General features: G+C 39.9%; 22 protein-coding genes. 12 read left to right on the top strand and 10 right to left on the bottom strand.

Annotated features, from left to right (window positions below; all coding sequences use genetic code 11):
- The first annotated feature begins 2 nt into the window (after positions 1-2).
- A complete protein-coding gene (locus tag LEPBI_RS15315) occupies positions 3-440 on the top strand; it encodes an AAA family ATPase (RefSeq protein WP_012476425.1) in 438 nt (145 codons plus the stop codon).
- A 66-nt stretch (positions 441-506) separates the two neighbouring features.
- Here the strand turns inward: LEPBI_RS15315 and LEPBI_RS15310 are convergent, their stop codons facing one another.
- Together LEPBI_RS15310 and LEPBI_RS15305 are read right to left on the bottom strand one after the other, a co-directional pair.
- Complete coding sequence (locus LEPBI_RS15310; RefSeq protein ID WP_012390051.1) at positions 507-770, bottom strand: RNA recognition motif domain-containing protein; 264 nt, start codon at positions 768-770, stop codon at positions 507-509.
- Between the two features lie 258 nt (positions 771-1028).
- On the bottom strand, positions 1029-1520 hold the full coding sequence (locus LEPBI_RS15305) for an FKBP-type peptidyl-prolyl cis-trans isomerase (protein ID WP_012390050.1): 492 nt from the start codon (positions 1518-1520) through the stop codon (positions 1029-1031).
- 94 nt (positions 1521-1614) lie between these two features.
- Here LEPBI_RS15305 and LEPBI_RS15300 point away from each other — a divergent pair, with 94 nt between their 5' ends.
- Complete coding sequence (locus LEPBI_RS15300; RefSeq protein WP_012390049.1) at positions 1615-3291, top strand: Na/Pi cotransporter family protein; 1677 nt, start codon at positions 1615-1617, stop codon at positions 3289-3291.
- Positions 3292-3316: 25 nt separating this feature from the next.
- On the opposite strand, the gene LEPBI_RS15295 is transcribed toward LEPBI_RS15300, so the two are convergent.
- Positions 3317-5293 carry a 7TM diverse intracellular signaling domain-containing protein gene (locus LEPBI_RS15295; protein WP_012390048.1) on the bottom strand — a complete coding sequence of 659 codons (1977 nt, stop codon included), beginning with the start codon at positions 5291-5293 and terminating at the stop codon, positions 3317-3319.
- Between the two features lie 68 nt (positions 5294-5361).
- Positions 5362-5688, bottom strand: coding sequence for an LB_289 family protein (locus tag LEPBI_RS15290; RefSeq protein WP_012476424.1), 327 nt, complete (start codon positions 5686-5688; stop codon positions 5362-5364).
- Positions 5689-5813: 125 nt separating this feature from the next.
- Between LEPBI_RS15290 and LEPBI_RS15285 the strand changes: the two genes are divergently transcribed.
- The 8 genes from LEPBI_RS15285 to LEPBI_RS15250 all read left to right on the top strand — a co-directional run bounded on the left by LEPBI_RS15285 (position 5814) and on the right by LEPBI_RS15250 (position 13432).
- Complete coding sequence (locus LEPBI_RS15285) at positions 5814-6284, top strand: LIC_11090 family protein (RefSeq protein WP_012390046.1); 471 nt, start codon at positions 5814-5816, stop codon at positions 6282-6284.
- Positions 6285-6371: 87 nt separating this feature from the next.
- On the top strand, positions 6372-7217 hold the full coding sequence (locus LEPBI_RS15280) for an MbnP family copper-binding protein (RefSeq protein WP_012390045.1): 846 nt from the start codon (positions 6372-6374) through the stop codon (positions 7215-7217).
- Positions 7218-7278: 61 nt separating this feature from the next.
- Complete coding sequence (locus LEPBI_RS15275; protein WP_012390044.1) at positions 7279-8484, top strand: MbnH family di-heme enzyme; 1206 nt, start codon at positions 7279-7281, stop codon at positions 8482-8484.
- A complete protein-coding gene (locus LEPBI_RS15270; protein ID WP_012390043.1) occupies positions 8481-9386 on the top strand; it encodes a hypothetical protein in 906 nt (301 codons plus the stop codon). The genes LEPBI_RS15275 and LEPBI_RS15270 overlap by 4 nt, the downstream gene beginning before the upstream one ends.
- Positions 9383-10327 (top strand): LIC11086 family outer membrane transporter, encoded by a 945-nt coding sequence (locus LEPBI_RS15265; RefSeq protein ID WP_012390042.1) that lies wholly within the window; start codon positions 9383-9385, stop codon positions 10325-10327. The genes LEPBI_RS15270 and LEPBI_RS15265 overlap by 4 nt, the downstream gene beginning before the upstream one ends.
- Before the next feature lie 64 nt (positions 10328-10391).
- Entirely contained in the window at positions 10392-11639 is a 1248-nt protein-coding gene (gene ccrA, locus LEPBI_RS15260) for a crotonyl-CoA carboxylase/reductase (protein ID WP_012390041.1), read from the top strand.
- Between the two features lie 180 nt (positions 11640-11819).
- Positions 11820-12251: a VOC family protein gene (locus LEPBI_RS15255; RefSeq protein WP_012390040.1), complete on the top strand. Its 432-nt coding sequence runs from the start codon at positions 11820-11822 to the stop codon at positions 12249-12251.
- A gap of 170 nt (positions 12252-12421) precedes the next feature.
- Positions 12422-13432 carry a zinc-dependent alcohol dehydrogenase family protein gene (locus LEPBI_RS15250; protein ID WP_012476423.1) on the top strand — a complete coding sequence of 337 codons (1011 nt, stop codon included), beginning with the start codon at positions 12422-12424 and terminating at the stop codon, positions 13430-13432.
- Here LEPBI_RS15250 and LEPBI_RS15245 read toward each other — a convergent pair.
- Positions 13422-13832, bottom strand: coding sequence for a DUF2721 domain-containing protein (locus tag LEPBI_RS15245; protein WP_187148101.1), 411 nt, complete (start codon positions 13830-13832; stop codon positions 13422-13424). The two genes, LEPBI_RS15250 and LEPBI_RS15245, sit on opposite strands and share 11 nt — an antisense overlap.
- A gap of 159 nt (positions 13833-13991) precedes the next feature.
- Entirely contained in the window at positions 13992-14213 is a 222-nt protein-coding gene (locus LEPBI_RS15240) for a DUF1858 domain-containing protein (protein ID WP_012390037.1), read from the bottom strand.
- 65 nt (positions 14214-14278) lie between these two features.
- On the opposite strand from LEPBI_RS15240, the gene LEPBI_RS15235 reads away from it, so the two are divergent.
- The gene (locus LEPBI_RS15235) at positions 14279-14683 is read left to right on the top strand and encodes a 6-carboxytetrahydropterin synthase (protein ID WP_012390036.1); all 405 of its coding nucleotides are present in this window, start codon (positions 14279-14281) and stop codon (positions 14681-14683) included.
- A gap of 62 nt (positions 14684-14745) precedes the next feature.
- Here LEPBI_RS15235 and LEPBI_RS15230 read toward each other — a convergent pair whose 3' ends face one another.
- The 4 genes from LEPBI_RS15230 to lsa14 are packed head-to-tail and all read right to left on the bottom strand — an operon-like array spanning position 14746 to position 16783.
- Positions 14746-15705: a hypothetical protein gene (locus tag LEPBI_RS15230; protein ID WP_226992811.1), complete on the bottom strand. Its 960-nt coding sequence runs from the start codon at positions 15703-15705 to the stop codon at positions 14746-14748.
- 19 nt (positions 15706-15724) lie between these two features.
- Complete coding sequence (locus LEPBI_RS15225; protein ID WP_012390034.1) at positions 15725-16063, bottom strand: TRL domain-containing protein; 339 nt, start codon at positions 16061-16063, stop codon at positions 15725-15727.
- 1 nt (position 16064) lies between these two features.
- Positions 16065-16400: a TRL-like family protein gene (locus LEPBI_RS15220; protein WP_012390033.1), complete on the bottom strand. Its 336-nt coding sequence runs from the start codon at positions 16398-16400 to the stop codon at positions 16065-16067.
- The gene (lsa14, locus tag LEPBI_RS15215; RefSeq protein ID WP_012390032.1) at positions 16400-16783 is read right to left on the bottom strand and encodes an adhesin Lsa14; all 384 of its coding nucleotides are present in this window, start codon (positions 16781-16783) and stop codon (positions 16400-16402) included. Before lsa14 ends, LEPBI_RS15220 begins: the two co-directional genes overlap by 1 nt.
- Positions 16784-17016: 233 nt before the next feature.
- Between lsa14 and LEPBI_RS15210 the strand changes: the two genes are divergently transcribed.
- Positions 17017-18822 (top strand): PAS domain S-box protein, encoded by a 1806-nt coding sequence (locus LEPBI_RS15210; protein WP_012476422.1) that lies wholly within the window; start codon positions 17017-17019, stop codon positions 18820-18822.
- Positions 18823-18848 lie beyond the last annotated feature (26 nt).

Here is an 18848-nt window from a genome sequence, read left to right as displayed (position 1 = left end):
TTATGTTAGTTATGGAGACTCTTCCCCCAACTCAATTCGCGTCCAAAACACTTCTCCTATTACGAGGCATTCCGGGTGCTGGTAAAACAACACTCGCCAATCAAATCGCAAAATCAAATAATGCACCTATCTTTTCGATCGATTCCTATTTTACAAATGAAAGGGGAGAATATCATTTTGATTTCACCAAAAATCATTTGGCATACAAAGAATGTGAATCCAAAACCAAAGACGCATTGGAAAAGACAATCCCCTTTGTGATCGTAGACAATACATTCACATTAGAATGGGAAATGAAACCTTACGAAGATTTAGCGAAACACTATGGGTATTTGTATTTTGTGGTAACTGTTGAGAACCGGCATGGGGGAGAGAATGTTCATCAGATTCCAGTGGATCAAATTGAGAAGATGAAGGCAAAGTTTAAGGTGATTTTGTAAGAAATTTGGGCAAAAAAAAACCGTCACTTAACCAAAGCTAAGCGACGGTTTTTTGAACAAACTGAATTATCTCCAGTTGTTTGTTTTAGGTTTTGCGATGTTTACTTTCATCTCACGGTTAAGGATGTTTTTTCCGTTAAGATCTTTGATCGCGTTATCAGCTTCTTTTCCATCTTTCATTTCGATGAATCCGAAACCTTTAGAACGACCAGAATACTGATCAGTGATGATTTTTGCAGAAGTTACTGCTCCATGTGCTCCGAAAAGCTCACTGAGTTTACCTTCAGTCATATCGTAAGAGAGGTTGCCAACATAAATGTTTACTGACATAGTTTTTGTCCTGTTTGTTAAAGTTGACTCGGGAATTCTAGATTTACAATCGTCGGGACCCTAGAAGGGATTTTTGGTAAGAACTCCAGAAAAATGCAGGGAAAAACTTGGGAAAGCTACCAGCGTGCAAGCTTGAAAGGACTACTTCGGCGGTGAAAATCAACAATACTCTGAATCTTCTGTCAGTGTAATAACCCTTTCTAAAAAAAGCAATCCGAAAGAAGACTCAGAGGGAAAATAACGAAAAAGATTTCGTTTTTAGTGGTGGTGGTGTCCACCTGGACCATGTACGTGTCCGTGTTGTTTTTCTTCATCTGTTGCTTCACGAATCGATTTGATTGTGACATCAAAATGAAGGGTTTCTCCAGCTAACGGGTGATTGCCGTTTAGGATTACATCCGCATCTCGTACTTCTTGGAGATATAGAATCATTCTACCTTCTGGTGTGTCGGTTTGGAATTCCATTCCCACTTCGAGTTCTGCTTCGGCAGGAAGTTCTGTTTTGGGAACTTGGAAAATGAGGGCTTCGTTATATGTCCCATAACCTTCTTCAGGTGGAACTGTGACATTTTTAGAATCTCCGTTCACAAGACCTTCCAATTCTTTTTCCAGTCCAGGGATGATATTTTGCCAGCCGTGGAGGTATAATAGCGGTTCGTCTGATTGGTCCAGAGTTTCTCCCTGGGCGTTCTTGAGGTGATAGGAAAATCCTACAACCATTCCTTTGCTGATGGTTTTTGACATATTCATTACACTCTATATACGGAAAAAAATACGGCAACCGAATAAAAGGTTGGTACCATATTGTTATCAAAGAAATTGAACCCTGGAAATATCAATATCTATGAATTGGCCGTTACTCATTCAAGTTTTAGGTGGGCTCGGGATTTTCATCTATGGGATGAAATTACTCAGTGAGTCCTTACAACGTGTGGCAGGAGATAGGCTCAGATCCTTTCTTTCGTCCATGACACGAAATCGTGTGTCTGCTGTCTTCAGTGGATTATTCATCACTTCAACCATCCAATCCAGTTCGGCAACCACCGTCCTAGTTGTTGGGTTTGTCAATGCAGGTTTGATCTCCCTTGCGCAGGCAATTGGTGTCATCATGGGAGCCAATATTGGAACCACGATCACTGCATGGATTGTTTCCCTATTAGGATTCAAATTCAACATTGCTTCGTTTGCATTACCTGCCATCGCCGCTGGGGTCATCCTTCATTTCTCAAGGAAAGAGAGCCGTTCTGGATGGGGGAGTTTTCTCATTGGATTTGGATTTTTGTTTTTGGGATTAGATTACCTAAAAACTTCGGTTCCCGATAGCGCCAAAGACCCTGAGAGTTTTGTTTTCTTACAACAATTTACAAACTTGGGTTTTAACTCAGTATTGTTGTTTGTATTGATTGGAGCACTACTCACAATCATCGTTCAATCTTCTTCAGCATCCACAACCATTACCATTACTTTAGCATTCTCGGGTTATATCCCAATTGATGCCGCTTATGGTATGATCCTTGGAGAAAACATTGGAACTACGATCACAGCCAATTTAGTGGCAATTCCCGGAAACCGAAATGCAAAGAAGGCGGCACTGGCTCATACCTTGTTCAATGTGTTTGGTGTGGTTTGGGCTCTTGTCTTTTTTAAATTTTTCACAGGCATTGTGGATGATTTGATTCCTGGAGATCCTTTGACGGACAAAGAATCCACCAGGTTCCATATTTCCCTTTTCCATACCATGTTCAACATCACCAATACACTAGTTCTCATTTGGTTCGTGAATACGATCTCAAAAGTTGTGAGTAGCATTGTGGATAGCCTTGCATCCAAAACGGGAAAAGACAAAGATAGCATTCGTTTGTTGCAAGCGGGCTCTGTAAAAACCACAGAACTTGCGATGGTAGAACTTGTGGAGTTCACGAAAAAAATCATCCGCGATACGTATGATTTTTTACGACTTACCGAACAAATTTTACTCCAACCGTATGATGCGGCAAGAGTCGTGCAAGTCCTCAAAAAAGAAGAGGAACTCGACCAAGTGCGAACCGAAGTCCTAACGTACTTAAACCAAATCCAAGAAACAGGGATCACTGGAAACTACGCAAAAGATGTGTTAGGGATTATGGAAAGAGTCAAAGCGGTAGAAGAAATGGGTGATAATTTTGCATCCATTGCGAGAAAAATCCGTAAGTCTCACAGACAAAAGATTTCATTTGATAAAACCTTTTCCAATTCTGTAAAAGACCAAATGGATTTACTCAAACACCATTACGACATTCTGCTTGTGAACTTGGAACAAAGTGAAACATTTGATATCCTTGGTAACCCACAAGTACGCAACCAAAGTCGCGAATATAGGTTTCAAATGATTCGATCCATCAAAAAGAACGAATCAAAAGTGAAGAAGAAAAAGTATCAGAAAAAAGAAAATCTGTTACCAGCTCTCCTTTACCGAGATATTTCCAGAAACTTAGACAACATTTCACGATTATTGAATGCAGCGATTTATGCGGACGTTTAGTCCGTATTTTTCGATTACCAATTGTTTAGGTAATTTCGAATAATATAAATGTGATATCATCGTCTGCGGGACCTTCTTTGTTTCGCAGGCGAATGTGTTCATCAATCCCACCATACAAAGACTCGACGGACTCTCCTTTTCTTTGAAATAACCAATCAAGAAGTACTTCTTCTCCCGAATCCCCATTTTCCCAAAGATCCCAAATTCCATCTGTAAAAAGAAATAATTTATCTCCTTTGATGAGGGAATGAACTTCTTCTGGATACATACCTTCTTTCGAATAACCTATGAGTTTTCCCTTTGGTCGGATCACTTCAATCGATTTTGAATTCTCATTGAACTTGTATAAGGCGGGGTGTCCTGCATTCGCCACCCGCAAAACCTTTTGTTCCAAATCGATAAAGATAGCACTTGCTGTTAAAAATTGATTTTTGTAGTTTCCAGCAAGGGAAACGTTGATACTTTCTAAAACCTTTCCCGGTTTATTGGCAAAAGCCAGAGTTTGCATATAGGCAATTTTTAACATCGCCGCTTCAATTGCGGCAGGGACTCCGTGGCCTGTCACATCTGCAATGAGGCCACAAATCTGTTGTTTCCCATAGACAGTGAGGTCGTAAAAATCTCCCCCCACGAGGGAGGCTGGGAAATAACCAGTTTTGATCGATAAGCCTGGAAATTTAGGAAGGATTTGTGGTAATGTAGATTCTTGGAGTTTTTGCGCAAGTTTTAGTTCTTTACCATAGGCGATTAACTTTTGTTTGTTGATCTCGGCTTTGAGTTGGATCCTTTCTTTTTCCTTTTGGACAACAGAGATTCGATCACCAAGTCCAAATGCCATGAGTAACACTTCAGTGGCCGTAGCTGCTTGGAAGGCATTTTCAGTGAAAACATTGACGGGAAAAAATCCCATATACTTTAACACTGTCGTGAGTCCACCAATGATGAGCATAAAGTAACCAAAAAAATAAAACCTAGCTGGCGGGAATTTTTTAACAAACGAAACATAATAAGAAACAAACAAGGCATAAAAAGCCAAACAGAAGGAAAGTAGGTCTCCAAATTGGTTTAAGGGGCGGTATGGTAAAAAAGGTAAGAGCAACAAACAGATCACAGGAATGATGGAAAGACCCATAAACACTCGGTAAAGGATAGGAGCATTGTCCTTTAAGTTCATAAAGGTGATACTCATCGGAAAACAAGAAAGAAGGAATATAAAGTATAAAAAGTTATGCGCGTTATAAACCAAATCAGGTGCATCTGGCAAAAACAATACAGGTAATAATCCTTGTAAGGAAAGTTGGAATAGGATTGCGGCAAGAATCAGATAGTTAACATAAAATAAATAGGCTTTGTCTTTTACCATGAAGTACACAAATAAATTGTACAAACTCATCACACAGACAATACCAAAAAACATTCCTTGTAAAAGTGTATCGATGGATTCATATGAATCAAAATGTTTCTCATCGGCTATCATGAGCGGGACAGAGACAGAACTATCGGTTTTGACACCTACGAAATAAGTGACCGTTTCGCTTGGTAAAAGTTCTGTCGCAAAACTAAATCCTCGATAGTCTTTATCGCGATTCCGAAATGGATACCTTCTACCTTGGATGTTTTTGTTTATTTCACCTGATTCTCGTAAGGCGAAAAATTGGACTTCGTCGAGGAGTGGGTATTTGATAAAGGTTATGGTTCTTTTATTATGATTTTCATCATTATGTAAAACAAAGCAGAACCAGAATTGATTTGCTGTATTCCCAAAATTGGGGATCTCTCCGTTGGCAAATGCGACGGGGTTTGTTTGGAATAAACGTTGGATTTCATGGATCTCTTTTTTGGGGATCTCAGTGGATGTGAAAACTAAATGATGAGAGAGGTCTGTTGGTTTACCAAGATTTGTGGAGATGGGATAGTGTTTTGCGTTGGGGCAGGAACTTTCCTCTGCCCAAAGTACAGAATGAAAGAGACATAACAGTATAATGGTGATCGTCTGTTTCATACTGGAAGGTCACTAGTATAAGACGATGACCTTCCTTTGTAAATCTGTTTGTAGAGAAAAAAAAGGAATTATGCGGTAGCTACGGAGATTCCCGCTAAATGTCGCAGGGCGTCGTATGCTTTGTCTTTTTGTTCCACTTTGGTTTTGTTTACGGCTTTCCGAATGATCACATCCCATTGTTTTTCTGGGTGTTCCATTTTCATGTTTTCTAGCAGTTCGAGAATGTTTTCATCATCGGATGCATTGAAAATTTCATCTGTGTCGTAACGAAACATTCCAAAAAGGGCATCAATGTAGTCGCCAACACTCATTGCTTCCTTCTCTCCGGGTTGGATCTTCTTCTTTTCTGCCTTTCGCAGTTCTCTTTCTCTGCGTTCCAGTTCTGTACGTTTCATCTTTAGGGCCTCTAGCTTGGATGCATTTGGTTCCAAGACCATCTTTTCAAAGGGCAGGAGGGGGAACACTCAATTTGTCCAAAAATTGTCTCGATTTTTGATCCAAGAGCGAAAGATTGGAGTAGATGGTCTCCTTTCGGTGGATAGCCGGACTCTTAACCTTAGTACTTACCACCCAATTTTTCTTTTTGGGGAGTGGGCTACTTGGTTATTGCCTGGAATCCAATTCCAAAATTTGTAAGTGTAACCACGGATCTAAAAAAGAAAAACACCATAATCCAGAAGACAAATTGTTTGGCGAAAAACCAAATGCCAAACTCAGCGCCACCGATGAAACAAATCATGCCCACACAAAGGAATTGGCGTTAAAACCAAATTGCCACGACGCCAAAGAAGGCGAAGCCCACCTTTGTTCTTGCAAAAAGAATAAAAAGGATGCGATGTCCCTTCGGATCCACCACCAAACCATGGACAAACCAAGTTTTGCATTTGGTTTTGCGATCCCAACCTTGTTTTTTTATACAATTGAAGAGTCTCCTTCCACTCTAAAAGAAGGAAAGATACTTACGATCCTTCGACCACCTCGCACGACTTAGGAATTCACTTCCAACATTCATCTCTAACGATTTGGACAAACAAAAGTCCTGTCGTAAAACAAATTTATATTAGAATATTAGGTATTTATGAAATTATTAAAAACAATTATTGTATTTTTTTCTCTTTTGGTTTTGGTTTCGTGTGAGAAAACTTCAGGGCCCGATGACAATCAAACTTTGGCGCTATTGGCCTTGGCAGTACCACAGTCGGTAAATTTAAACTTTGAAGCTTTGGCAAATGGCCAAAATTTGGTGACAGGTTCGAATATTACTGCTGATGGAAGGACTGTGCAATTTCGAGACTTTCGCATGTATATTTCCGAAGTAAAATTTGTTCGTGCTGATGGTACAACAGCGGATGTAACATTATCGACAGATAATCTTTGGCAATCCAATGGTGTCGCACTTGTCGATTTGGAGACAACCCAAACAACAGAAACAAATTCAAAAGTGAGTGGTTCTGTTTCTGCTGGAAATTATACTGGGGTCCAATTCACCGTTGGAGTTCCTGAGACTTTAAATCACCTTGATAGAACGAACCAAATCTCTCCTCTCAATAACGGTTCTATGTATTGGTCATGGACTGGCGGATACAAACATGCTAAAATCGAATTTAGTTTTAACGCTCCGACAAACTGGACTAGTTTACACCTCGGTTCGACAAATTGCAGTGGTGCACCGAATTACGGTAATTGCACGAATAAATATCGTGCTAACATAACGTTAAGTGGAATTTCGAACATTAATGCTCTGACAGTCTCCATGAATTTGGATCAACTGATTAAAGATCACAGCCCAGGAGCAGTCAATGTTTCTTGTATGCCTGGAGGTGGGACAGCAGATTGCCAACCTTTGATTAGAGCCTTTGGTTTGAACGTAACAAGTGGTGCTATGGATACTTCTATTTCACAACGCGTATTTAGTTTAAAGTAAGTAATTACATCACATGGTTACATTGAATTTCTTGTGACCATGTGTATTTAGGAATGATGATATGAATTTTATGAAACTGAGAATTTCACTTCTATCTGTTTTGATGATTGGCTGTAGTATATTGCCTTTTCAAAAAGAAGAATCAAACAATGACTTACTTTTAGCTGCCCTCGGAATTTTGGCAACGGCTTCCGATTGGGTTTGGGACTTACCTCCAGGTTTTCCCGTTCCGAATGTTCCTTCTGACAATCCGATGACCAAAGCAAAAGTCGAACTCGGAAGGCATCTATTCAATGAAAAGGTACTTTCCGGTGATGAGACTATGTCTTGCGGAAGTTGCCACATCCAATCTCTTGCGTTTGCAGATGGAAAGGATTTTCCCACGGGAATCACCAACGATGCACATCCGAGAAATTCACAACATTTATCCAATGTGGCGTATCTACCTCGGTTGACTTGGAGCAATCCCAAGATGTCAAGTTTGGAAATCCAAGCAAGGGCACCGATGTTTGGCGAAAGTCCGATCGAACTTGGGCTTTCTTCGAATGCGTTCTTAGATAAATTAAAATCCAAATCGATTTACAAGACACTTTTTGCGAATGCCTATGGAAATGCCGAGACAGCGGTGAATGAACAGAATGTTAGGTTTGCAATTGCAAGTTTCCAAAGGTCAATGATCTCGGGGAATTCTAAGTATGACCAATATGCATTTCGTAACAATAAATCAGCCTTAAATGCTTCTGAAATCCGAGGGTTAAATCTTTTTAATGGAGAAGTCGCTGAGTGTTTCCATTGCCATGGTGGTTTTAATTTTACTGACACATCGTTTCATGGAGGTGCTCAAGAAGAGTTCTTCTATCATAGCAATGGGATTCATGATGACGCGTATTATGCGGCTCGCCCGAGTAACAAACGTGGGTTATATGATCTAACTGGGATCGCAGCAGATACTGGAAAATTCAGAGCACCATCGTTACGGAATATTGGTGTCACTTACCCTTATATGCATGATGGAAGTTTTATGTGTGATGATGCAAACAATCCAAATATCACCATGGGAAAAACGAAAACGGATTGTGCTCGGGATGCTTTGACAAAAGTAGTCGACCATTATCGCTCTGGGGGACAAAATCATAGCGGAAAAGATGCGACACTGATTCGCGCGTTCACGATCACAAATTCTCAGAGGGATGATATGGTAAACTTCCTACTCACCCTCACCGACGATGAATTCCTAACCAACCCAAAATTTGCGAGTCCATTTTGAAATCGTTTCCCATTTCCTTTCTAACGCTCCTGTTCCTTTTCGCAGGAGCATTCTCTCAGTGCACCTTTGGATCGGTTGGAAACAGTGAAGAAGAACAACTCGTCATTCTCCAGAATTTGATTTTTTTCAATAACAACCAAACCATTGCGGTTGGAACCAATGTAAGAAGTTATGATGACCAAGCGGATGACAATATAAATCAGTTCAGTTTGACAAGTAATGGGAATCCATACAACATCACGGTTCAATCTGACTCCTACATCCATTGGGAAACAGGAACGTATCGGATCAATCCACCGAACCAGGTGTTAGGTGTATCGACGACTGGCTCGGAAAGGAGTACTGCAGTAGCGAAAACTCATACTCCTTTTACGGTTCCATTGGATTTGCCAGCGGATGATCTGTATGGAAAGTCTTATCCATTTCTTGCGACCTCGGTTGTCTCAAACATCACTCAGTTCAATGACACGATGGAAACGGGAGCCAGTTTTTTGTATCCCAATACGCGGTCGGCTAGTTTGCCTTTGGGAGTCGTTGCAATCGCCAATGTGAGTTGGGAGGAGATTTACATTCGGATGGATGTGACTAGAGCACCAAATACAAAAACAGTTACCATTCTATTACCCCAAGGGAATAAACAGATCACTCCTAAGTGTAAGATACCTATCAAAAATGGTCGGAGTGGAAACATTGAGATTTTAGTTTCCTTGTCATCTCTCTTCCAAGACAGGACAGTATCTGGAACACCGATACGATTTCTTGATCAATTGCCGATTGGAACTGATCCTGTCGTGATCTCCAAAGTATCCAATGTGAATTTATACAATATCCTCCAACAGAACCTCCAAGCAGAAGACATCACTTTTAGTTTCCCTGGTTGTTTTCCAGGAGTGGAACGATGAAAGAATTGAAACAAAAAACAAAACGCAGGAATTTCATTTTTTCATTTATTCTCATTTTGGTTTTATTTTGGAATTTCTCAATACATTCGCATCACACGGGTTCGTCGGACAGTCCGAATGCGACTGCCAGGTTTGTGGATCCATTTACGGGCAAACGAGAAAAACCAACCAATTATTTGGTGATGACCCAAGACTATTACCAATCCACAAGAGAGAATAGCCATCTCTTCACAACCACTGCGTTTGCGGAATTGAATTTTTTTGATGGAAGGTTTGCACTCAATGCTTCTGTTCCGTGGAATTATTACCAACAACGTGGTAGAGAAGATGCAGCGAGGATTGGGAAAACCTATTTAGGTTTTAAGTACCAACCATTCTTTGATTTGGACAAACCTTACTTTTTTGTGATCGAAGGGGCGGTTGGTTTTCCAAGTGGTCCCGATACGGATCGGTTCACTGGAGGAAATTATTATACAGGATCTGGATTTATTAAACTCGGATACTTATATGAAAGATGGTCTTTTGTGACAAAGATCGGAGGACTCAATCCTCTCTCTAGACCACAGCCGAATAACTTACAAGATAACGATGGAATTCCTTTTTATTTTCGAAAACCTTCGGCCACTCCACCAGAACCCGAATACGAATTCAAAAAAACGACACTCATTTCGGCGTATGTGACGTATTATTTGATGCCAGAGATTTCCGTATTCACAGGAGTTTTGTATCGAAATCCGTATAATGGAGTCGATTATTCTAAAGAAAAAGACAAAGCGAATCCATCGTATTTTACTGAGGCGAGTGTTGGATTTTCTTGGAATTTTTCTGAAAAATACAACATGAGTTTAGCATATCGTTATCCGTTGCAACGTGACCGAGAATACAGGTTATACCAGTCTGCTTGGACATTTGCCTTCTCGATGGAGTGGGGAAGCGATTGACATTTCATGCCTTTTTTAAAACGTTCTAAGAAACTGTATAAATCTTAATCGTAAAAGGTAATCTATGAGCAACGTAGAAATCGTACCAGTAGGGGAACTACCTCCTATTGGAGTCGTGCCAAAAAAAATGCACGCACAGGTCATTCGCCCGGAACGTTACGGCGAACCGAAAACTTCTTTCCAATCAGAAGTCATTGATGTTCCGGAGATCGGTCCGAACGAAGTTCTCGTGGCCACTATGGCTGCTGGGGTAAACTATAACAATGTTTGGGCGGCCTTAGGTTACCCTGTTGATGTCATTGCGGCACGTAATAAAAAAGGGGAACCTGAAAAGTTTCACATTGGTGGCTCTGACGCATCTGGTATCGTTTACAAAGTTGGTTCTGAAGTTAAAAATGTAAAAGTGGGGGACGAAGTAGTTGTCCACTGTGCGATGTGGGATCCGAAAGACCCATGGGTTCTTTCTGGAAAAGACCCAATGTATGCACCTTCACAAATCATCTGGGGATACGAATCAAACTGGGGATCCTTTGCACAGTTTTGCAAAGTGCAAGACCACCAGTGCCTACCACGTCCTCAACACCTAACATGGGAAGCATCTGCAGCCTATATGTTAGTTGCTGCAACCGCCTACAGAATGTTACACCACTGGAAACCGAACGATGTAAAACCTGGTGATGTTGTTTTGATATGGGGTGGAGCTGGTGGACTCGGTGCTATGGCAATCCAAATCGTAAAAGCAGCTGGTGGAATTCCAATCGCAGTTGTATCATCTGATGATAAAATTGAATTCTGTAAAAACTTAGGTGCTACTGGTGTCATCAACCGTAATAAGTTCAAACATTGGGGTGCTCTCACTTCTGAAATCAACAAACCAGAAGCTTTTGTTGAGTGGACCAAACAAGCACGTGAGTTTGGAAAAGCAATTTGGGACATCGCAGGCAAAGGCAAAAATCCACAAATCGTTTTTGAACACCCAGGCGAAACAACACTTCCTACTTCTGTATTTGTATGTGAAACTGGTGGTATGGTTGTGATATGTGCGGGAACAACAGGTTTCAATGCAACGGGTGATTTACGTTACCTTTGGATGAGACAAAAACGTCTGCAAGGTTCTCACTTCGCAAACGATGACAACTGCCGTGACCTCAACCAATTGGTGATTGATAAAAAAGTGGATCCAGTATTGGCTCAAACGTTTACTTTCGATCAAACAGGTGAATGCCACCAATTGATGCGTGAAAACAAACACCCAGCAGGAAACATGTCAATCCTCGTTGGTGCAAAAACGACAGGTTTGGGAAAGAAGTAATTTCATTCCGAACGTGTATTTAGAGTACATGTCCCCGCCCGTATCGAACTGGGTGGGGTTATCCACCCGCCACCCAATGGCTCCATTTACCACACAACATTCGTTTTGTGAATCCATTTCCTAAATTCCTAAAATTTTAAAATCCAAAAGTTCATATTTACGTAAAAAAGAAGGCCTTCAATGTTTCCTAGAATCAATTTGATCACTCTCGGGGTTTCCGATTTGCAAAAAGCATCCCATTTTTACGAAACTGGGCTTGGATGGAAAAAATCGTTAGAGAGTAACGACAAAGTTTCCTTCTTTCAAATTGGAGCTTTGGTATTTGCATTATTTGGAGAAAAGGATTTAGCAGAGGATATTGGCATCCCATTCCAAAAAAGACAAGAATATTCGGGAATTACATTGGCTCAAAATGTAGAAAGTGAATCGGAAGTGGATCGAATCATCGGAGTTGTACGTTCATTAGGTGCCGAAATTCTAAAGGAACCACAGAAAGTATTTTGGGGTGGTTATAGTGCTTACTTCAAAGACTTAGATGGTCATATTTTTGAAATTGCACACAATCCATTTTTCCCACTCAATGGGAAGGGTGAAATTGAACTGAGTCAATAGCGATTGTTAGTTGAATTTGGCGCAAGTGATTTAGTTTGTATATTATAGGCACAATTTGACAAGTCTAACTTAGCCTATACTAAACTTGTGTTGGATCTATTTATAATTTCAAAATTTGAGATCTTGCATTTATATTTGATAACGAACTATTTGAAAGGAAGATTTGATTGATGAGACAAGCCGAGATCAAACAATTTGGATTGGATAATTTAAAAGTCATTGAGGTTCCAGAACCAAAAGAAGTAGGTCCCACAGACGTATTGGTGCGACTGCATGCGGCCTCTCTCAATTACCGAGACTCTCTTGTTGTGGAAGGAAAGTACAACCCCAAGTTTCCTTTACCACTCGTTCCCTGTAGTGATGGGGCCGGGGAAGTGATCCAAATTGGATCCCAAGTCACGGAATGGAATGTGGGAGATAAAGTCCTTCTCACATTTGCGCCCAAATGGATCGCAAAAGAAGCAACACATTCAGAAATACGACACACCATTGGTGGGCCACTCCCAGGAACACTGAGAGAATTGGCGATAGTTCCCGAAACGGGTCTTGTTAAGATGCCATCGCATTTAACCTTCGAAGAAGGTGCGACATTGCCATGTGCAGCACTCACCGCATGGTCCGGATTATTCCAATACAGCCAACTCAAACCTGGTGAGTTTGTCGTCGTACAGGGGACAGGTGGTGTTTCTATTTTTGCCTTACAATTTGCAAAATTAATGGGTGCGAAAGTCATTTTAACATCGTCTAGTGATGAAAAACTCGATCGTGGAAAATCATTAGGCGCCGATTTTTTCATCAATTATAAAGAGACCAAGGATTGGGGGAAAGAAGTTCGACGGATCACAAATAAAGTGGGTGCTGATCATATCATCGAAGTGGGTGGAGCAGGGACATTGGAGCAATCCATTGCCGCCTGTCGGCCGTTTGGTGTGATCCATTTGATAGGAATTTTAGCTGGTCGTTCCGGGGAACTCAATTTACTTCCAGCAGTCATGAACAATTTAAAAATCCAAGGACTAGTGGTGGGTGGGAGAAAAGCCTTTATTGAAATGAACCAAGCCATCGAACAATCTGGATTAAAACCAGTCGTAGACAAAGTTTTCCCATTGGAAAACTCAGTGGAAGCCATCCAATACTTACGATCAGGTTCTCATTTTGGAAAAATTGTGATTACGATTTGATTTCTGTTGGAGATTCCAAAATGGATTTTGTTTCGATATCCAATGCATTGACTGACAAATGGATTTCAATGAGAGCCAAAATAAGAGAGACCACCATACAGAATAACGAAATCGCAAAAAAGATCCAAGCAACCAAATTATAAATCGGAATCATTCCGAGAGAACAAGTACAAAGGATTAAACTGAAGATTCCTGCACTTTGCGAATATAAAATGAGAGAGATCCGAAATCGTAAATTGTGAATTTGTTTCGCGAGGACTTCTGACTTAGATGTTTCATACTCGGCTAAAAGTTGTCTCGATAAACTTGCCAAACCAAAAAATCGATTGGTAAACCCTAACATCAAAAGTGAAATCGCTGGAAATAATAAACCAGGGATGTTATACGTTAAATGGTCCAAAGTTTGTTCAGATGTTAAAAAATGGTGAATGCTTTCGATTGCATTGTGGAAATGAATATGTGTGGGTTTTAACAATGAACCTCATACAAAACGAATCGTTTTGGATTCGGTTCCAATGACTTGGGCCGAAACAATCAGCCCATTTCGCTTCGAAGTGAATTATTCTTCAGCGAATAAATTGTTAAGAGAGTCAATGAGTGTGTCTACTTCGACTCCATACCCCATACAAACTTGTTCAATCGTTTCTACTTCATTGATGGAGCAGTGGGAACACCCACCTAAGTGGTAACTTGAGAAAACAAGCCCCGCTTCCGGATGGATGGCGATTGCTTCGCCTACGGTCATTTCTTTAAAAAAGCGTGGTTTGGTTGATTCAGTCATCTTCTAGAGTCCCCTTAGAGGAAATTACTATACAAATATTGGACGATACTCTATTCGTCAATGGAATGTTTACCCAAGAAAACGGGAAATTTTATGTCCGTATTGAAGGCCGGTTTGAGTCCGCGCATTTCCTCTACCAGTACTTTGCCGATGGGACCGACGAGCCCATCCACGGCCATTCCTGGAAGGTTGAGGTCTATCTGGAAGGAAAAACGAACATCCGACCAGATGGGATATCCTATGACTTTTTGACAGCAAGGAACAAACTTTTGGCTCTTGTCCATTCCATCGATCACATCCTCATCAATGACCACCCTGATTTCAAAGGGATCAATCCAACTTCTGAAAATGTGGCTCGTTGGTTTTATTCTGGGTTAAAAGAAGAAGTGAAGGCTTCGGACGGGAAAATTCAGAGGATTGTCATCCACGAAGGTCCAGAAAATTTGGCCTTCTTCGAACCAGAAACCTAGGAATCGCCTTCTCCCATCCAATGGGGCGAAACCTAGGAAAATTGGATTCTTCTGGATTGTATTTAAAAGTCTTCTCCAAAACTTTTCGAAAACTCAACTGTAAAATTAACGGAATCAAAATCCAATTTGGTATTGTTTCGTCTTCCGATTGCAGACATGAGAAGAGAAGTTTGGTTATCTAATGTAGCCATATAGTATTGATTAAACTTTATGTTGATATTGTCTCTCGTATAACCCCATTTAGTTGCAAACCAAGTCGAATACCGAAATACAACATCAAATTTATCCTGAACACCTGAGTATAAAAAATCGCTTTGCATATACAGAGGTGCATATAAGGTTCCAACCGTTGTTGGGATAAAATTTAAAGACGATCGACTCATGTCTCCACCCATATGATAATACATACGACCCAAGTGAATTTCAAACCAACGTAATGGCTTAAATTCTAAGTGGATCCCAGGCACCCAACCTTTGGTACGAAGTTGAGACTGAACATTGGGAATTGAAAATATGATACTATTTTCAATTGTATATAAATTGATATAATCAGATCGAAAATCTTGTTTGATATTCGCATCTCGAATGGAGACACCTAAACTTAAAACTTTAAATATAGGATGGAAGTAACCAATTCCTGCCCTTTTTTGGTATTCCTTAAAGTTTAATATATCTTTATAATCACCGCTATCTTTTATTGTTCGGTTGTCCGCAAAGATTCGATAACGATCTTTATATCGATATTCAATTTCAAATTGTCCCAAAGATAAGTTCCCAGAAGGTAATGGTGATAATTGGTAAATTCTACTTTGACCAAACAAAATTCCATCGGTTAACTCTAGGTTTTTTTCAGGAATTTGACCTCTCGCCGCACCCAAAACATAACTAAAGTAAATTCTATGATTGTCTGGATCGATTAACTGTGGTTTCTCGTGGATATTGTCTGTCTCTTTAGAGAGTAAAGTAGTGAGGTTACTCCCTAAAAATAAACAGAATACGAGTAGAGTATATTTAATTCGCATTCGTCTTGGTAAATACAATTTATTCACCCCAAACTACAATACATTCTCTATAGAATAATGTTCCTAGAATCGAAAGGGATTCTCGATCGACTAACGCTACTTTTTGGATGTTTCCATTCCTTGTCGCTTCCTCAATCGAATTCCCTGCACCATAGTAAAAAACATTAATGATATAACCTGACAATGAACAAGATTTACCAAATTTCACAATCTTTGCTGAGGTAAGATTGTTTCCTGTCGAATCACCTATCATATGTTGAGTGGAGTATTGATAGATAAATGCAGGGAATGGACCCGATTGACAATTGGTAAAAAAGGAAAGAAGGAATACTAAAAATAAAGTTTTGATAAAATTCATGTTATTCGCCTACAACAAAGGTACAATAATTTCGGATAAGTCCGCTAAACAAACTGAAGGTGGAATGGTCAATGGTTGCAATTTTTGTGATTCCATTTTTGTTTGCTACGCTACCTGCTCCCGCATCTCCATAAGTGACCAAATACAAAACGGTATATTGGCAACCTTTCGCTTCCTTGTCCGCCTTCACATTGTTCTCTGGGTTAAAGGTCCCTGGGAATTGTGTTTCGGTGACGATATAACCATGGGTAGGTCCCACAGCGCATCCCGTGAAGAGCATGAATGATAAAACGATCGTTATATAAAACAAAATATTATGTCTTTTGAATGTGTGCATTAGTTAGAACCTTTTACGATGGTACAGAATTGGTGGTAAATGAACCCGGCAAAAACACCTGTGTTTTCATAGTCAACAAAGGCAACTTTTTGGATGTTCCCATTTTTTTTGGCGGCTTCAATCCGTGAGTTACCAAAAGAGAACATTCCTAGGTAAGAATTGCTACAGGCTTTTCCTTCTAACTTTGGTTCTACACCAATGCCAATGGGACCTGGTGTTGTGTTTCGATGGTAAAAGAATCCACCTTTCCAAAGGGGGGCTGTTGTCGCATATTCTCGAGTTGGATTGGTATTTCCGTTCGCAGATGTCTCGTATAACAAGTTAAATCCAGTGCATTGGAAAAAAAAGAGTAAACTGGCCAAAAATAGTAAGTGAATTTTCAAATGAAACTCCGTTTCGCTTTGTTATGATTTTACAAACAAACAATCGTTTGTTTAATTTTGCAATCGAATACTGTCCACCTAACTAAATTAAATAAGTATATTTTTGTAATGGAGGCTTCCTGTAGCATCTTAGTTTATTGCATACCGTTCGATTTTTTTAGAATTTTTTTTTGCCTATATTCGATTGCAATTCTTGTGCCCATTTTTAATCTTCGGTAGAAACAAGTATCCTTATGCCAACCACTGAAATCAAACATAGTTTAGGTCACATCCTGCTCGTCGAGGATGAAGCTATTTTGGCAGTTTCTCAGGCAGAATTTCTCAAACTCAAAGGATACTCTGTGCAACATGTTTCCACTTCTTTAGATGCCATTGATTGTATCTCTTCTGGTGAATCAGTGGATCTAATTCTTATGGATATCAATCTCTCCGATGAGTTAGATGGGATCCAATTAGCCAAAAAAATATTAGAAATCAAAGAAATCCCCATTCTTTTTGTGAGTGGTTACTCAGACCAAAAGATTTTGAACCGAGTTGCTGATTTAAAACATTATGGTTTCATTCCTAAAATCTCGAGTCCAGATATTGTGGAATGTATGATCAAGTCTGCTTTGAAACTCCATGCCGTTGAGCAAAGTTTGACATTCCGAGAAAAAGAACTTCGGATTACATTTGAATCCATGGGGGACGGGCTGATTGTTTTGACTCGAGAAGGCCAGATTAGAGAAATCAACCAAAAAGCATTAGATATGTTAGGTTACCATAAGATGGAGGTGATGAACAAAGATTTATCCTCTTTTTTATTTTTAGTCCAAGCAGAATCTAGGATGAGGGTCTCGTATTCTTTTGATCATCAGTCGGAATCTTTTGTGGAACCGAAAAGAAGAAATAACCTCATCATCATCGCTAGCAATGGCCGCGAAACAAACGTTACGGAAACGGTCTCTCCTATATTAGATTCAAACAAAATTTTGAACGGCATTGTGATCGTATTTCGCGAGAATCCAGAATCTCAAATCCTTGTTCCACCGAAAGATGGTGAAAGTTTATATGCGAAGGTCTTCCAACTAAGTCCCATTGCCATGGCAATCTCCACCATCAAAGATGGAACTTACCTTGACATCAATCCTGCAATGGAAGCCATCTTCCGTTTTGAAAAATCAAAAGTCATCGGAAAAAAAACAGATGAATTCAAAGATTGGTGTGTTCCTGAACAAATTCAAAAGTTAAATGAAGTTTATCGGGAAAATGGAAGACTTGCAGGCGAAAGGATGTCAGTGCAACATCCTGATGGAGTCCACCATGAAGTGCTAGTCTTTAGCCAAGCGATCGAGATTTCTGGTGAACGTTTTATTCTTTGGTTTAATTTGGATGTTTCAAAAATATTGGACATCGAGGGTCGTTTGGCAAAATCCCTCGAAGAAAAAGACGTTTTATTAAAAGAACTACAACACCGAGTGAAAAATACTTTGGCGATTATCTCTGGATTACTCAACCTCGAATCGTTCAAAGTTGAAAACGAATTGGCGAAACAATCATTTTTGAATGCACAATCTCGGATCATGTCCATGTCCAAGGTATATGAAAATTTATACCAATCTGCAGATTTGGAGTCAGTAGACCTCCGCAAGTACATCGAAGATTTGGTTTATAGCCTTCATGATATATTTGTTTTGAATCCAAGTAAAATTCGATTCGATGTCAAATTAGATGACATTCGATTGGATCTCAAACGTACCTTACCCTTGGGTTTAATATTAAATGAACTATTGACCAATGCTCTGAAATATGCTTATCCAAATGAAAAGGGTGGAGACATTCGAATCCAACTTACCAAATCAAATGAGAATGTGATGTTAACGGTTGGAGACGATGGAGTAGGACTTCCGGAATCAGTGAACATTGAAAAAGGAAATCATTTTGGTTATGAACTCATTCGCAGTTTGACATCACAACTCAAAGGTGTTTTCTCATCTGTTTCCAAAAAAGGAGAAGGATTGAATATTATGATCTCTTTTCCTGTTCACACGAAAGATTAAAAAAAGAATTCATTTCTCAACTTCTT

This window comes from Leptospira biflexa serovar Patoc strain 'Patoc 1 (Paris)', from assembly GCF_000017685.1.
Taxonomy (GTDB): domain Bacteria; phylum Spirochaetota; class Leptospiria; order Leptospirales; family Leptospiraceae; genus Leptospira_A; species Leptospira_A biflexa.
The sequence above is the reverse complement of the archived record's forward strand: the minus strand, read 5'-3'. Positions and strand labels throughout refer to the sequence as shown.

Excerpts from the sequence above, each read along its gene's own strand:
- LEPBI_RS15315 (WP_012476425.1), top strand. The coding sequence starts at position 3 with ATGTTAGTTATGGAGACTCTTCCCCCAACTCAATTCGCGTCCAAAACA.
- LEPBI_RS15310 (WP_012390051.1), bottom strand. The coding sequence starts at position 770 with ATGTCAGTAAACATTTATGTTGGCAACCTCTCTTACGATATGACTGAA.
- LEPBI_RS15305 (WP_012390050.1), bottom strand. The coding sequence starts at position 1,520 with ATGAATATGTCAAAAACCATCAGCAAAGGAATGGTTGTAGGATTTTCC.
- LEPBI_RS15300 (WP_012390049.1), top strand. The coding sequence starts at position 1,615 with ATGAATTGGCCGTTACTCATTCAAGTTTTAGGTGGGCTCGGGATTTTC.
- LEPBI_RS15295 (WP_012390048.1), bottom strand. The coding sequence starts at position 5,293 with ATGAAACAGACGATCACCATTATACTGTTATGTCTCTTTCATTCTGTA.
- LEPBI_RS15290 (WP_012476424.1), bottom strand. The coding sequence starts at position 5,688 with ATGAAACGTACAGAACTGGAACGCAGAGAAAGAGAACTGCGAAAGGCA.
- LEPBI_RS15285 (WP_012390046.1), top strand. The coding sequence starts at position 5,814 with ATGGTCTCCTTTCGGTGGATAGCCGGACTCTTAACCTTAGTACTTACC.
- LEPBI_RS15280 (WP_012390045.1), top strand. The coding sequence starts at position 6,372 with ATGAAATTATTAAAAACAATTATTGTATTTTTTTCTCTTTTGGTTTTG.
- LEPBI_RS15275 (WP_012390044.1), top strand. The coding sequence starts at position 7,279 with ATGAATTTTATGAAACTGAGAATTTCACTTCTATCTGTTTTGATGATT.
- LEPBI_RS15265 (WP_012390042.1), top strand. The coding sequence starts at position 9,383 with ATGAAAGAATTGAAACAAAAAACAAAACGCAGGAATTTCATTTTTTCA.
- ccrA (WP_012390041.1), top strand. The coding sequence starts at position 10,392 with ATGAGCAACGTAGAAATCGTACCAGTAGGGGAACTACCTCCTATTGGA.
- LEPBI_RS15255 (WP_012390040.1), top strand. The coding sequence starts at position 11,820 with ATGTTTCCTAGAATCAATTTGATCACTCTCGGGGTTTCCGATTTGCAA.
- LEPBI_RS15250 (WP_012476423.1), top strand. The coding sequence starts at position 12,422 with ATGAGACAAGCCGAGATCAAACAATTTGGATTGGATAATTTAAAAGTC.
- LEPBI_RS15240 (WP_012390037.1), bottom strand. The coding sequence starts at position 14,213 with ATGACTGAATCAACCAAACCACGCTTTTTTAAAGAAATGACCGTAGGC.
- LEPBI_RS15235 (WP_012390036.1), top strand. The coding sequence starts at position 14,279 with ATGTTTACCCAAGAAAACGGGAAATTTTATGTCCGTATTGAAGGCCGG.
- LEPBI_RS15230 (WP_226992811.1), bottom strand. The coding sequence starts at position 15,705 with ATGCGAATTAAATATACTCTACTCGTATTCTGTTTATTTTTAGGGAGT.
- LEPBI_RS15225 (WP_012390034.1), bottom strand. The coding sequence starts at position 16,063 with ATGAATTTTATCAAAACTTTATTTTTAGTATTCCTTCTTTCCTTTTTT.
- LEPBI_RS15220 (WP_012390033.1), bottom strand. The coding sequence starts at position 16,400 with ATGCACACATTCAAAAGACATAATATTTTGTTTTATATAACGATCGTT.
- LEPBI_RS15210 (WP_012476422.1), top strand. The coding sequence starts at position 17,017 with ATGCCAACCACTGAAATCAAACATAGTTTAGGTCACATCCTGCTCGTC.